This window comes from Legionella worsleiensis, from assembly GCF_001467535.1.
Taxonomy (GTDB): Bacteria; Pseudomonadota; Gammaproteobacteria; order Legionellales; family Legionellaceae; genus Legionella; species Legionella worsleiensis.
Genome location: NZ_LNZC01000031.1, coordinates 80,869 through 95,923, shown reverse-complemented (window position 1 = coordinate 95,923; position 15,055 = coordinate 80,869). Strand labels below are relative to the sequence as shown.

Sequence of the window (15,055 nt, the reverse complement as noted above, 5' to 3'; positions counted from 1 at the left end):
GTTAATCTACTCCTTGATAACCATTAAAAGCCAAATCCTCAAATCGAGTAAATTTACCCAAAAAGGCTACGCGAACTCGACCAATAGGACCATTTCTTTGCTTGGCTATAATAATTTCAGCGGTTCCCTTATCCGGGCTGTCTTCATTATAGACTTCATCCCTATAAATAAAACAGATTAAGTCAGCATCCTGCTCTATGGCGCCCGACTCCCTGAGGTCAGACATAACCGGACGCTTATCAGCTCGTTGCTCCAGGCTTCGATTCAACTGAGACAGAGCAATAACAGGAACCTGCAATTCCTTTGCCAAGGATTTCAAACTGCGCGAAATTTCAGATATTTCAGCAGTTCGGTTATCGGCACCAAATCCAGGTACTTTCATTAATTGCAGATAATCCACCACTATTAAACCCAAGGCGCCATGTTCTTTTGCCAAACGTCTGGCTCTAGCCCTCATTTCTCCTGGACTCAATGCCGGAGTGTCATCTATAAATAACGGCGCTTCGGAAAGCATGTGTACTGCGGAGGTCACTCGAGGCCAATCATCGTCATCAAGTTTACCAGTTCTGATGCGATGTTGATCAATACGACCCAATGAAGACATCATCCTCATAGCCAGTGAATCAGCTGGCATTTCCATAGAGAACACTAAAACCGGTTTACCTGCCTTGATGGCAGCATGTTCGGCCATATTCATCACGAGCGTTGTTTTACCCATAGATGGACGGCCTGCAACAATCACCAAATCCGAAGGCTGTAACCCTGAGGTCATTTCGTCTAAGTCGGATAATCCTGTAGCAAGTCCAGTAATGGCATCGCCACTGTGATAAAGCGCATCAATTTTCTCTACGGCACGTACCAAAATAGATTTAATATTTTCAGGGCCACCATCTCCACCAGTCTGCTCACCAATGGCAAATACTTTAGATTCTGCAAGGTCTAAAAGTTCTGGAACCTGTCTTCCAACAGGATTATATGCTGAATCGGCAATCTCTGTTGCTACAGCAATTAACTGCCTTTGTACTGATTTTTCTCTGACTATATCTGCATAAGCAGAGACGTTAGCCACACTTGGAGTATTGTTTGCCAATTCAAAGAGATAGGCCTCGCCACCAGCATCATCCAATTCATTGTGAGACTTTAATGCATCAAGCAGTGTCACTACGTCAAAAGGCTGATCCTTTTTGGCTAAGGCAGTTATGGATTTAAACAGTATGCGATGTTCGGTTCGGTAAAAATCTGCTTCACAGAGTTTCGTGTTGATTTTGTCCCAAACCTGATTATCCAACATTAAACCACCAATGATGGATTGCTCTGCCTCGACTGAGTGAGGAGGACGTTTTAATGGATCAACAGATTTCTTTGATGTTTGAAGCTCTGGCATCATTGCAACACTATATTCACGTTAGATTTACTTTTAACAGACACCATTGTAATGCGGTTTTAATAAAAAAGGCACACTTTAGTGTGCCTTTTTTTCTATTATTTTTTCAAAAGTATCATCTGACCCAAGTTTGAGTCCTGCCCAGCATGGATACTCCGACATAACCTCTAACGTACATTTTATTACCTTGGAGGGTTGCTTTGACTTTATAGATTTTTCCTGTTTGAGGATCAAGTATGGAACCACCACTCCACACCCCATTTCCTTCATCTTTTAAACCCCAAATAAAACCAAGACCTTGAATTTTTTTATCTTTGAACGCCCCAGGACATTTAGAGCAAATACCAGTATCGCCAGCCCGTGAATACACTTTGACTATGTGTCCACTTAAAACTCCATCAGAGATGGATAAATTAACCAAAGCTCTTTTGGCTCCAGTTTTATCGTCTATTGTAGTCCAGTTACCTGCAGGTGAACCAGCCGCAAAAGTCAATGGTAAATAACATACTGCAATAAAAAAACAACTTAGCGATTTCCAAAAATTCATAATCATTCTCCATAATGGGCAACACGCAAAGTTTAAGCCATGCTGTTCGATTTATCCAATTTATTTTTTTAAGAAACCCTAAGGTCTTTAGACAATTCAATAAACTAACATAACAAATATTGAGTCGCTGCTAAGGCAGGCACAACCACAATATCGAGATACATGAAGCCAAACCTATAAACCAGACTGTAGATCGCAAGGTGGCACAATTCATCAGATACAGGATGTTATAAATCACTCTGGAAACAATATAAACTACCGCCAAAATCTGTATGCCCGAGCTGACATGATTGGTTGCAATAGCGGTAAGAGCTGCGGTCGAGAATACCGATAACGATTCAAAACAATTCTGGTGCGCTGCTAATGCTCTGGCACCAAAGCCTACCAACTTCGCTTGTTGTTCTCTAGGATGATTATTGTCATAACCGCCCGACTTTTGCATTGCATAACCAACAGGAATTTTAGCTAAATAAGGCAATATCACAGCAATAAGCAAGCAAATAATTAAAACAGTCATAATAATCTTCCTGAACACTAAGCAGTTTATATGTTGGATACTATCATAAAGAATTTAAGGTTCTTGTTCAATCAATGGGTTATGGCCTAGAATAGATAAAAAACTAAAACACCTGAACTGTTGTGACTTTTAGAAAAATTATACGATCAGGGATTGATGGAGAATAAAAATGAATGACATAAGCCGAGGTGCTATAAGGGTCAAAGGATTTTCTGATCCTGAGATGGATTTTCAATTAATTCGACAATTAGGAGCCAGCACATACCGAGCATCATCCATAGGCGAATGCCTGAACATTGCTCATCAAATTCCTGACGGAACACCCGAAGACTGGGTGAGAGAATTTGAGCGCCTTGCAGAATGGCAAAAAGATGATGGCATGGAACGTTTGGTAAAGAACCACGTAATTAGCGGCCGAGAGCAACTGTTTCGCGCATCAAACTCGTACCGTGCAGCTGAATATTTTTCTCCTTGCTCATCAGATCATCACCGACGTTTAGGATTAAACTCAGCAGATTGTTTTTGCACTGCCATATCCAACATGGATCTTCATTTTGAAAATCATTCCATCCCTTATAGAGGGATTAATCTTCCAGCTTATTTTGTCTCCCCAGAAAACGATGGTGTAAAACGTAATACCCTAATGATAGTCAGCGGATTTGACGGAACCCTTGAAGAAGAATGCATGATGCGTGGCTTGGCTGCTGTTGAGCGAGGATACAATGTCATTCATTTCGCAGGTCCCGGACAAATGGATGTATTCAGAAAATATCCGGCTACTTTTTTTGAACCTGATTTTGAGCAGATTCTAAAGCGAGTCATAGATTATTTCGAATCAAGACATGAAGTGAACAAACACAGCCTTGCATTGATGGGAATTAGTTTTGGAGGATATTTTGCTACCCGTGCGGCTTGCCATGAACCACGCATTAAGGCGCTTATTGCCAATTCCCCCATCCTGGATTTACATGCTTATATGTGTTCTTTTGTTAACATGGATCCCTGTAAAATGTCCGATTCAGATGATTTCGGACTATCAGATTTGCAATCCATTCCTGATGAAGTAATGCCTCCCAGACTTAAAGCACAATCAGAGCAACTCATCAGACGCTTTGGACAAAAATCATTTAAGGCAACCTTCGACTATTTAAAGCAATTTACGGTAGGTAGTTCATTAACTCAACTCAATATTCCATGCCTGGCATTGTTAGGTATGAGTGAAGGAATTGAACCAGAAAAACAATTTAATCAATTTTGTTCCAAAACTGATGCTGATAAACATGTATTCAGTGATTTTGAAGGCGCAGGAGGACATTGTCAGGTAGGGAATATATCTTACGCCAATGCTGTAGTTTATGATTGGCTTGATAATACTGTTTAAAAAGCCCATCCTCTCCAGCTCAATAAAAGGAATTAGTATCATGTTACCTGATGAGACAAAGAAAAAAAGCAAAAGCCATGTTGTTTTAACGTCGCATCCATCCGGACATACTGCTGCACCATTAAAAATCAAATGGGGTGAAGCCAATCCCAGGGAAAGAGGCCCTGTTATTGCCTCGTTAACCCAAATCAAGAACAGAAACGTCATAGGAACTCATTCGGGCTCTTATTCCGTATATCGAGCGCTGGCCGTTGCCGCTGGTGTACTGGATCCGGAACATATCCCTGATTTGACCGATACCACTCCCCCGGTAGAAATTGGCCCCCACAAACAATGGAGTGAGCCAGGTAAAATTATCTCTCTTGATCCGTGGGGACATAAGGTGGCTACTGTTTTTGCAGATGAAATTAAAGCTGGTTACGACATCAGGCCAACTATTGCAGTTACTAAAGCCCATATTAATATTCCTGAGTTGCATACTGCTATTCAAAAAGGTCGCTTAAAACCTGATGGTAAAATATTAAGTGAATCAGGCGATGTCGTTGTGACTAAAGCAGCCATAGAGCCTGTTTGGTATTTACCAGGTATAGCTGAGAGATTTCAGATTTCCGAGTCATTAATGCGCCGCACTTTATTTGAACAAACAGCAGGAATGTTTCCTGAATTGATCACCCGTAGTGATTTGGATGTCTTTCTACCGCCAATTGGTGGTCTTACCGCTTATTTTTTTGGTGATGTCACAACGATCCATGATCCCAAAATCGAATTAACCTGTCGTATTCATGACGAATGTAATGGTTCGGATGTCTTTGGATCCGACATCTGCACCTGTAGACCCTACCTGACTCATGGCATTGAACTGTGTATTGAATCGGCTCAACGTGGAGGTGCGGGATTAATCGTATACAACAGGAAAGAAGGAAGGGCATTAGGTGAAGTTACCAAATTTCTGGTATACAACGCACGCAAAAGACAAAAAGGCGGCGATACAGCAGCTAAATATTTCGAACGGACCGAATGCGTGGCAGGCGCCCAGGATATGCGTTTTCAGGAATTAATGTCTGATATCATACATTGGTTAGGCATTACCAAAATTCACCGTTTTGTTTCCATGTCCAATATGAAATACGAAGCATTGCAAAAGGCAGGAATAGAAATTGTTGAACGGATTAAAATACCAGATGATTTGATTCCTCCTGATGCTAATGTTGAAATGGATGCCAAAAGAGCCGCTGGGTACTATTCACCCGATGGCATCATAGATATTAACGAATTGGCTCTTCCAAAGGGGCGCAGTCTTCATGAATAAAGAAGAAGAAACCAAATCTATCCTCAACACATTAAGAGATCCAGTAACTATTCGCACTCGAGCCCATCGTTTATTGGATTTGGCAAAAGAAAATAAACTGAATTATTTTTCTGTTGATCCCAAACAAATGATGCCAACAGCGTCTTATGTCATCGATGTAATAAAGCAAAATTACCCTGATCTTCAGGTTCCCTATCACTCAAGATGGCGACATTTTGAAGCAGGCGGTATAAACCGTATTCAAGCGCTGCGCAATAATCTAGGTCACATGCCTTCTGATGAGCAGGGAAAAATACTCTTTGAACTGGTAATCATCAGTGTTTTTCTGGATGCTGGAGCGGGTTCATTATGGCGTTATAAAGAAAAAATCAGTGATGAAGAATACACACGTTCGGAAGGGCTGGCTCTGGCAAGTTTATCACTTTATCAACGTGGCGTACTAAGTAATGATCCTCATAATCCTTATCGCATCGATGCTGACCGATTAATTACTTTCACAGAAGAGGATTTACAAAAGGCGTTTCAAGTTACCCCCAATAACCCGCTTGAAGGCGTTTCAGGAAGAGTAGCATTGCTTAAAAAATTGGGAATGATACTAAAAACTCATCCTGAATATTTTGATAAACAAGGCCGGCTTGGCAATTTTTATTCATATATTACCTCATTACAAACAACGCAGACTCTTGCAGCACAAACGCTATTTCAGGCGGTATTAAATGCATTTAACGAGGTGTGGCCAATAAGACTGTCATTTCAAGGAGTATCACTGGGCGATGTCTGGATACATAGTGCATTAAAATCAAATGCGCCAGGTTCTGAATACATGCCCTTCCATAAATTATCGCAATGGTTAACCTACTCGCTGCTTGAACCACTTGAAACAGTTGGCATTAAAGTCACTGATCTGGATTCGTTAACCGGTTTACCAGAGTATAGAAACGGGGGATTGCTCATAGATACAGGTCTTCTATGCGTGAAAAATAAGGAATTACTTCTTAAACCACAAGATCCCGGATCAGAAGCGATAGTGGAATGGAGAGCTTTAACAGTAGCACTATTGGACGACTTGGCAGAACTGATTAGAATCCAATTAGGTAAAAACGCTTATTCCCTCCCTTTGGCAAAAATTCTTCAAGGCGGGACGTGGGAGGCGGGGCGACGTATAGCTAAAGAAAAAAGAGTCCAGGGAACACCTCCCATACAAATTATTAGTGATGGCACCGTTTTTTAATAAGGAATTCCAATGAATAAAAAAAATGTTGTTGTAGTAAATCATCCACTGGTTCAGCACAAACTCACGATTATGCGAAAAATGGAAACCAGTACGGTTAAATTTCGTACTTTGATGCATGAAATCAGTATGCTTTTGGCCTATGAAGTCACTCGTGATCTGGAAATTGAATATGAGGACATACAAACACCTTTGGCCACCATGCAATCTCCTATTCTAAAAGGAAAAAAACTGGTGTTCGTTTCCATATTACGAGCAGGAAATGGGCTCCTGGACGGAATGCTCCAACTGGTACCAACCGCAAGAATTGGACACATTGGCCTCTATAGAGATCCCAAAACTCTTGAACCAGTAGAATACTATTTTAAACTCCCTGAACACACTCAAGATCGTGATGTCATTGTTGTTGATCCCATGCTCGCAACGGGTAACTCAGCGATTGCGGCCGTTCGAGAGATTAAAGCCATTAATCCAAAATCCATCAAGTTCCTATGTTTGCTTGCCTCTCCCGAAGGAATAGCGTCTTTCCAGGAAGAGCACCCGGATGTTCCAATATTTACAGCGGCCATAGACAAACAGTTAAACGAAAAAGGGTATATAGTTCCGGGGCTGGGAGATGCAGGAGACAGGCTTTATGGTACCAAACTTTCCGACTAGAGCTTTAACACCAGGAATGAACGATGTCATATGCAAAAAAAGCGACTGATTTGTTGGTTCAAATGAACGATTGTCATCAGAATCTGGAAACTATTTTTGCCGAACACCCATTAGATAACAATCTGAATGCGCAATTGAAACAGGTTGAATCCTATTATGACAAAGCATTTCATCGTGCTGAAAATAAATCAGCCAAAATTCGTATTTTGCAAGACTATAATCGCCTTATTTTAATCCTGAAGCAAACCAGTTTCGGGATAATATCGTCTGATCATGCTCTTAATTTGATGGCTCAAAGGACCACAAGCTATCAGATAGAAATTATTATTCATAATCTGATCATAGTCTGTGAATTATTATTTTGGGCAGCAACATCGGCCTTATTCTATTTTTCCTGCATTTCTGTAGGAATTCCTCTGATTCTGGTTGACCCCATATGTGGACTCATGTGCAGCCTTTGTTCTGCACTACTGCTTATGAGCTCGATGAATAATGGCCTTGCTTGCTTTGCCAAATTTAAAACCTTTGATCCATTGAATAATGAAGCGGAGCGAGAAAAAAACTTGCTGTGTTTTTTTAATACGTGTAAAGCACGATCAAACGGCAATACCCCTGCTCAGGAACAAACAGATCAGAGTGCATCCCTCAGTTGTACATTAAATCAAGAATAAATAACTAAAACGAATATCACATTGAACCGTATTTACAGATTATGTTTCAAGTTTACCTGTAAGTTGCATTGCGAAAATTACCTAGATGCTTAATAATGATTAAATCACTGATTAAAGGAGTGGAAATGTCACTCAACGCAAATAAAAATCGAGTTCTTTGCCTTGGATTAATCATTTGCTTTTTAAGCGGTTGCTTTCATCCGCCTTTTAATAATTTTAAACCCGATTCACGAACCGCTCGCACAGCTGCTGGCGGAGCAGCTGGAGGTGCAGTAATTGGAGCCGTAGCCAGCGGAACGGTATCAGGAACACTACTTGGTGGTGGCATAGGCGGAGCCGTTGGGGCAGTCTCTGGTCTTTATAAAGATTCTAAACCAAAGATCATCAAAGACTTGATGAAACAGGATATACAATTTATTCAATACGGGGATACCAAATTACTTATTGTGCCTACCGATAAGTATTTTATGTTCAATAGTCCACGACTAAACGAGGTTTGCTATCCTGGCTTAAATAACATCATCAGGCTATTAAAATACTACCCCAACAGCCGATTTTATGTAGCAGGATTTACTGATAATGTGGGTTCACGCCATCACAAGAAACAGCTTTCACAGGCGCAAGCTGAAACCATGCTGAGCTTCCTATGGGCGAATAACATACCTGCAAGCCAACTAAAAGCAGAAGGATATGGAGATAAAAATGCCGTCTCAGATAATAATCTGATACACGGAAGTGCACAAAACAGACGCATAGAAATTCAATGGGTTGATGCTTCAATTGCTCAACCTCAAGAGATGTATACAAAATAAGGCTGATTCATGCGTTCAAGATTTATAGGCGGTATCCTTCTCATCGTGGGTACTTCAATAGGCGGGGGCATGCTTGCCCTGCCGGTTGCTAATGCAGCTACCGGATTTTGGCAATCCACTCTTTTTCTATTGATATGTTGGGCGTTTATGACACTCGGCGCTTTTTTTATCCTTGAGGCCAATCTTTATTTACCCAGAGGAAAACACATGGTTTCCATGGCAGCAGCCACATTGGGAAATTATGGTCTTATTGCAGCCTGGATAAGTTATCTGTTTTTGTTATATACCCTTCTCTCTGCTTATATATCTGGTGGAGCTGATGTGCTCAATAGCCTGGTATTAAAAACAGGTCTTCAGCTTAATGAATGGCAAGCCAGCACCCTGTTTACTCTGCTTTTTGGGTTAGTTGTGTACGGTGGAATTCGTTATGTGGATATAGCCAACAGAGCACTGATGTTTGGGAAACTGGCAATTTATGCTTTACTGGTCGTTTTGATTGCTCCATACATAGAAATTAGTCATTTTCATCACGGTGACCTCAGCTACATTAGTGGTTCCATAATGATTCTGATTACTTCTTTTGGGTTTGCCATTATTGTGCCGAATTTGAGAGAATATTTCGATGATGACATCAACACATTAAAGAAGGTTATTCTGATAGGCTCTTTAATACCATTACTTTGTTATATTGCGTGGGATGCTGTCATTATTGGTACCTTACCTTCGGATGGTAATGAGGGACTTGAACGCTTAATGCAAAATCCGCATACCACCAGTGCACTTGCTGCTTTATTGTCTGCAAAGGTACACAGCTCAACCATCACGGCATTCTTTAATCTGTTTACCTCCATTTGTATGCTCACGGCTTTTCTTGGAGTATCTCTTTGCCTGTACAGTTTTCTTGCCGATGGGTTAAAATTGCGTGATAAAGGAACGCATGGAATGGGTTTATTTCTGTTAACCTTTATGCCCCCCTTGCTTATTGTCATCTTTTACCCTGGCGCCTACATTCATGCCTTGAGTTATGCAGGAATCTTTTGCATTATCTTATTGCTGCTTTTACCTGCGCTCATGTGTTATTTTGGCAGGAAGCATTTTAATGCCCAATTCAAGGTACCTGGAGGAAAAATATCTCAATGGGCTGTAATTCTTGTCTCCATAGTCTTACTTATTCATGAAATTTACGGTTTTCTGGTTTAAAAATATAGGTTCCAGAAGTGCAAACAGATTGACTTTGTATGAAAACAAAAGTATCATAGTGTTTTATATTTGTACTAATATTGGGTAATAATTAAGTGCGTAACTCAAAATTGATAGGTGGTATTCTACTTATTGTAGGGACGTCCATTGGTGGTGGAATGCTGGCTTTACCTGTCTCAACGGCTGAGGTAGGTTTTGGTAACTCCATTTTCTTCCTCTTCTTTTGTTGGTTGGTAATGACTTCTGGCGCCCTACTCGTTCTTGAAGTCAATATACGTCTTCCTGCAGGGAGTAATATGATATCCATGGCTAAAACCACTTTGGGATTGCCGGGACAAGTCATCGCCTGGATAACGTATCTGTTTCTTTTATATACCCTTTTGGCAGCGTATATTTCTGGAGGCAGCGATGTATTTAGCAGCCTATTGCATAAAATTCACATTGAACTGCCTAACTGGTTAACATCCGTTATATTTACAGCCCTATTCAGCCTGGTAGTTTATAAAGGCATACGCTCCGTTGATTACGTTAATAGAGGATTAATGTTTGGTAAACTGGGAGTCTATGTACTGCTTGTGGCCATTATCAGCCCACATGTTTCAACAACCGGTTTAAGTGGCGGATCAGCAAGTGCATTTACTGGAACGTTGATGATATTAGTTGCATCTTTCGGTTTTGCATCGATTGTACCCAGCTTGCGTGAGTATTTTGAAGATGATATTCGCACTCTGAGAAAAGTAATATTATTTGGTTCACTAATTCCTCTACTGTGCTATATAGTCTGGGATGCAGTAATTATGGGTGTTGTATCTCGTGAAGGCGATAATGGTCTTATTGCTTTGATGAACTCGGAACACGCCACAAGTGGTCTGACTGAGGCTCTGAATCAGTCAGTACACAATCAATGGATCAGCGGTTTTTTTGGTTTCTTTACGTCCATTTGTATGATTACTGCGTTTTTGGGAGTCTCTTTGGGATTGTTTGATTTTCTTGCTGATGGTTTGAAATTCAAGAAGAATGGATATCAAGGCAAATACACTCTGGCACTTACTTTTCTTCCTCCACTTGCTGTTGTTTTAATTAATCCTGGTATTTATTTGCATGCACTAAACTATGCAGGAATTTGTTGTGTCGTTTTATTACTGCTCCTCCCTGCGATAATGGCCTGGAAGGGACGTAAAACCTGCGTATTAGCAGCAAAAGATGGGCATATGGTTCCTGGTGGCTCAATTGTCTTAAGCCTTATTGGTGCGATTTCTTTAGGATTACTCATAATAGCCATAATGTACTGATGAGAAAATCATTAATTGCTCTGTTTTTTAATTGAAAAATAAGAGATACTCCATACAATTGAATTCGAATAAACTGTATGACCAAAATAAGACCTTTTCTCAAATGGGCTGGAAGCAAATACAACTGCCTGCATCAAGTGATTAGTTCTCTTCCTCCCGGACAGCGCTTAATTGAACCTTTCGCTGGTTCCGGGGTGATTTTTATGAATACCAATTACCCAGCTTACCTTATGGGAGAGAGTAATTCGGATCTGGTGCATCTCTTTAATACCCTGAAAAACAAGGGGCTTTTTTTTGTAGATTATTGCAAGCAGTTTTTTGAACCGGAAATGAACTGCAAGGAAAAATACTACGAACTTCGTGATGCCTTCAACAAAATCAATAAGTCTCAAAAGAAATCAGCCATGTTTTTGTATTTAAATCGGCATGGTTATAATGGGCTATGCCGCTATAATTCAAAAGGGATATACAACGTGCCTTTTGGACTTTATACCAAACCCTACTTCCCTCATCAGGAAATGCTTCTTTTTCACCAAAAAAGCGCTCAGGCAGAGTTTATTCATAATGACTTTCGCAAGACATTCCAGATGGCTGAGAAAGGTGATGTCATTTATTGTGATCCACCATACGTGCCCATAACCATTAAGAATAGACCGCTACCTTACACCCAAAAAAATTTTTCTGACGACGATCAAATAGAACTTGCTGAATTAGCCAGAGCAACAGCAGACAGAGGCATCCCTGTCATCATCTCTAACCATGATACCGAATTTACCCGTGAACATTACAAGAATGCACAAATTAAAAGCTTCCAGGTTTCCAGGCTTATTAGCTGCCAATCAGAGCGCCGTCTTCCAGTAAACGAGTTAATTGCTGTTTTTAAATAACTCAACAGAACCCTATTTAGGTTTATAAATGCAATTATCAGATTATTTAAAAGAAATGGACTTACCTAACAAAAAAATTGAATCTGAAGGAAAAGTCAGTCAGTTATTTTTAAAACACAATATTTCAACGTTGTGGGAAGCTGTTAACTACGTACATGCATTACCCTATGAACGAACATCAGATAGAGAAAATTATTTTCAAGTGTTGGAGGAAAAACGAGGGGCTTGCAGTGTAAAGCATGCATTAATTGCAGCATTGGCTCAAGAACAATTGATTCCCTTAAAATTAGTGCTTGGTATTTTTTTCTTAACTCGAGAAAATATGCCTAAAATTGCTCCTGTTTTAGATGATTATAAAATAATCAAAATACCAGAAGCACATTGTTTTTTGAAATACGAAACTCACTCTCTCGACATTACCTTCCCTGAAAGCACTGATTTTTCGTTTAACGTAGATTTAGAGCAAGAATTTATTATCAATCCTCATCAGATCGGTCAATTTAAAGTAGACAAACATCAAGTTTTCATTAGGGAATGGGGGAAGCAACAAAATATAAAATTTGATTTGATTTGGAAAGCGCGTGAAGAATGGATTAAAAAATTAAGCAAAATGTAAAATTAAGGTTTAATCACACTTCGGTAAAGGGGATTTTGAGCTAGGGCTGGAATACTTATTAAAACAATTAGAAGAGTCTAATTCGTAATAAATCACAACCACTCTCCCAATAAAAATGAGCATTTCAATACCTCGTCATATCCATTAATTATTCCTCATTGTTTCTCATTGCATCATTAGACAATTTTTTCGACAGATTCAGCTAAAAATTTAAGGTTTTTTATGATCGCTAATCACTGATTCAATTATGGCATTTGTCACTGGTTTGATGGCGCTGCCAAAAAAATTTAAACCAATACGTGCGTACGTATAGCTCATTTCACCTATCGTTGCCACGGGTCTCACCACAACGGTTTTTGCTAATTTGTTGGCTTTACCAAATATGCCTGGGTGTTCACTTAGACCAACATGAAAGGGGTTTCGCTCTTGGCGCCATGTCTCTCCTGCAAGATCTTGATTGATGAGTTCAATATTATGCTTACTGGATAAATCCAAAGCACCTGCGCCCATTAAGGGTTTAAGCATATAATCCATGCCTATATGTTCAAACCCGAAAGATGCAGGGGGAACAGCCGTCACAATATCTCCGCTCCTCCACCAACGCATGATGTTCTTTTTTCCAAGGAGCTTTTCTGTTTCCTGTGCTGCATTAGTACCATAAACACGAGGTGATGATACGGTGACCAAGCCAATATAGCCTGACTCAGGATGTTTCATTTTGAAATCGCGTGCCGCCAAACTGGCTATTGCACCACCCAAGCTGTGTCCTGAAAAAATAAAATACACATCGGAATAGGCTAAATGATTATCGTGTATTAACTTATTAATATCGGCATGCATATGGTCTTGCATTCGACTATACCGTTTTATAAATCCACCATGCGCAGAATGTTCCCCGACGATTGCTACAACATCATAAATAAATTGTTCAGCAACACCTCTATCTTTTCTATCGATTTCCTCTAATGATCGATGGGGATATTCGCCATTAGTTTTGACAAAATCATCCCAAAGGGTGACAGAGCCTCTAAACGCAATGGTCATGACTGGATTTTCAGGACAATTGTTGTATTCAATTAGATAGTCAATTAATCCACCTTCAACTCGGACCATATTTCCGACTGCACGAAATTCAGCGATTTTTTCGTGATTATAAATTTTTTCTGCCAGGTGGCGTGCATGTGAGCTTTCTTCAGATACAATTAATGCTGTTTTGTTTCCTGATTTTTTTATTGTAATTTCATGTTTCCAGCCTTGATGGAGTTGTAAGCTATCCAGTCTCGATAATCGATATCTGGCTCTTCTATGCCCTTGTTGTTTGGCTTTTAAATACCATATTCTTGCCTCAGTATATTGTGCTTTCTTTTCGTATAATCTTCCCAGTAAATATTGCGCATACTGGCTTCCTCGTTCAGCTGCTTGAGTATAGTGCTCAATCGCTTTGTTGATATCCTTTTTTGCTCCATTACGGCCCAAAGCACAATCAACTCCTTGGGTGTTAAAAGAATTGGCTTCTGAATCAAGCGTATTAAATGCCTGTTGAATGAGAGGATTCCCCTGCTTTGCATCTTGTTTCAAACGAACTAGTGATGCTTGCGATTTTTCGTGACGATTTGTAGCTGCTTTGGTGTACAGTCGGATGGCTTTAAGGACATTTTTTTTAACCCCTAATCCTTTTTCATAACAATCGGCAAGATTAAAATGTGCCGAAATAATACCTTGGCTGGATGCTGACTTGTACAAAGATGCTGCCATAGTGTAGTTTTGTTCCAGCCCCCCGGAACCCGCTTCAATCATAATACCCAGATAATTCTGTGCTGATGGGCTTCCTAACACAGACGCTTCAACAAAACAGACTGCTGCTTTGTATTCATCAGCTTGGGGTAGGCCCTTGCCGGTATAGTATTGAATCCCGAGTTTTAGTTGGAGTTCAAGTAGTATTTTTTTGGCTTCAAGATGCCCTTGCTTTGCGGCTAAACGGTAATATTTGACTGCTTCAATTTCATTTGCAGGAATACCTAAGCTGCCTTTCTTGAGCAGCTCAGCCAGTTCGAACTGAGCATCTTTAACTCCTTGATCCGCTGATTTTTTATACCAATTCATTGCAATTGAACTATTCTTATCGACATATAATCCCCTTGCATATCGACTGGCTAAGAAATACTGTGCATTTTTATGGCCCAGTTTTGCTGCAGATTCAAAATAGATGACTTCTTGTGTACTACATTTTAGCCCCATGGCCAGTTTGTATAATTTTTCAGCTTCGTCCTGCAGGGTTTTAATTCTGGATATCGCTAATTCATGCTGCTGCGCAGCTGCTTTACGATAATATTTAAGTGCTTTTAGATAGTCTTGTTTCACATCATATTGATATGCGACAAAATACTGTGAATCAATATGGCCACAATCAGCGGCTTTCTTATAATAGATAAAGGCTTTTTCGTTATCTTGGCCACGCAAGTTAGCTAAATGCAGGTAATGATAGATGCCGTTAGTCTCATCATTTATAGTGTTGGGCATGCAATCTCCACAAAATGGATCACTGGGTCTA

Annotated in this window: 14 protein-coding genes; 10 read left to right on the top strand and 4 right to left on the bottom strand. The window is 40.1% G+C overall.

Annotated features, from left to right (window positions below):
• Nucleotide 1 precedes the first annotated feature (1 nt).
• The 3 genes from dnaB to Lwor_RS12220 all read right to left on the bottom strand — a co-directional run bounded on the left by dnaB (nt 2) and on the right by Lwor_RS12220 (nt 2,448).
• Nucleotides 2–1,384 (bottom strand): replicative DNA helicase, encoded by a 1,383-nt coding sequence (gene dnaB, locus Lwor_RS12230; protein ID WP_058494163.1) that lies wholly within the window; start codon nt 1,382–1,384, stop codon nt 2–4.
• 115 nt (nt 1,385–1,499) lie between these two features.
• On the bottom strand, nt 1,500–1,931 hold the full coding sequence (locus Lwor_RS12225) for a DUF2147 domain-containing protein (protein WP_058494162.1): 432 nt from the start codon (nt 1,929–1,931) through the stop codon (nt 1,500–1,502).
• A gap of 130 nt (nt 1,932–2,061) precedes the next feature.
• Entirely contained in the window at nt 2,062–2,448 is a 387-nt protein-coding gene (locus Lwor_RS12220; RefSeq protein ID WP_058494161.1) for an MAPEG family protein, read from the bottom strand.
• 169 nt (nt 2,449–2,617) lie between these two features.
• Between Lwor_RS12220 and Lwor_RS12215 the strand changes: the two genes are divergently transcribed.
• From Lwor_RS12215 to Lwor_RS12170, 10 genes are all read left to right on the top strand, one after another.
• Nucleotides 2,618–3,829: an alpha/beta hydrolase gene (locus Lwor_RS12215; protein ID WP_058494160.1), complete on the top strand. Its 1,212-nt coding sequence runs from the start codon at nt 2,618–2,620 to the stop codon at nt 3,827–3,829.
• 40 nt (nt 3,830–3,869) lie between these two features.
• The gene (locus Lwor_RS12210) at nt 3,870–5,138 is read left to right on the top strand and encodes a GTP cyclohydrolase II (RefSeq protein ID WP_058494159.1); all 1,269 of its coding nucleotides are present in this window, start codon (nt 3,870–3,872) and stop codon (nt 5,136–5,138) included.
• On the top strand, nt 5,131–6,369 hold the full coding sequence (locus tag Lwor_RS12205; protein ID WP_058494158.1) for a URC4/urg3 family protein: 1,239 nt from the start codon (nt 5,131–5,133) through the stop codon (nt 6,367–6,369). Before Lwor_RS12210 ends, Lwor_RS12205 begins: the two co-directional genes overlap by 8 nt.
• Nucleotides 6,370–6,381: 12 nt before the next feature.
• The gene (gene upp / locus Lwor_RS12200; protein ID WP_058494157.1) at nt 6,382–7,026 is read left to right on the top strand and encodes a uracil phosphoribosyltransferase; all 645 of its coding nucleotides are present in this window, start codon (nt 6,382–6,384) and stop codon (nt 7,024–7,026) included.
• A 23-nt stretch (nt 7,027–7,049) separates the two neighbouring features.
• A complete protein-coding gene (locus Lwor_RS12195) occupies nt 7,050–7,697 on the top strand; it encodes a DUF5638 domain-containing protein (protein WP_058494156.1) in 648 nt (215 codons plus the stop codon).
• 125 nt (nt 7,698–7,822) lie between these two features.
• Entirely contained in the window at nt 7,823–8,509 is a 687-nt protein-coding gene (gene cmpA, locus Lwor_RS12190) for a C-OmpA-like family protein CmpA (RefSeq protein ID WP_058494155.1), read from the top strand.
• A 9-nt stretch (nt 8,510–8,518) separates the two neighbouring features.
• A complete protein-coding gene (locus Lwor_RS12185; protein WP_058494154.1) occupies nt 8,519–9,709 on the top strand; it encodes an amino acid permease in 1,191 nt (396 codons plus the stop codon).
• 95 nt (nt 9,710–9,804) lie between these two features.
• The gene (locus Lwor_RS12180) at nt 9,805–11,001 is read left to right on the top strand and encodes an amino acid permease (protein WP_058494153.1); all 1,197 of its coding nucleotides are present in this window, start codon (nt 9,805–9,807) and stop codon (nt 10,999–11,001) included.
• Between the two features lie 77 nt (nt 11,002–11,078).
• Nucleotides 11,079–11,888 carry a Dam family site-specific DNA-(adenine-N6)-methyltransferase gene (locus Lwor_RS12175; protein WP_058494152.1) on the top strand — a complete coding sequence of 270 codons (810 nt, stop codon included), beginning with the start codon at nt 11,079–11,081 and terminating at the stop codon, nt 11,886–11,888.
• 28 nt (nt 11,889–11,916) lie between these two features.
• On the top strand, nt 11,917–12,504 hold the full coding sequence (locus Lwor_RS12170) for a hypothetical protein (RefSeq protein WP_058494151.1): 588 nt from the start codon (nt 11,917–11,919) through the stop codon (nt 12,502–12,504).
• Nucleotides 12,505–12,714: 210 nt separating this feature from the next.
• On the opposite strand, the gene Lwor_RS12165 is transcribed toward Lwor_RS12170, so the two are convergent.
• Nucleotides 12,715–15,024 carry a lipase family protein gene (locus tag Lwor_RS12165; protein WP_058494150.1) on the bottom strand — a complete coding sequence of 770 codons (2,310 nt, stop codon included), beginning with the start codon at nt 15,022–15,024 and terminating at the stop codon, nt 12,715–12,717.
• Nucleotides 15,025–15,055: the final 31 nt, after the last annotated feature.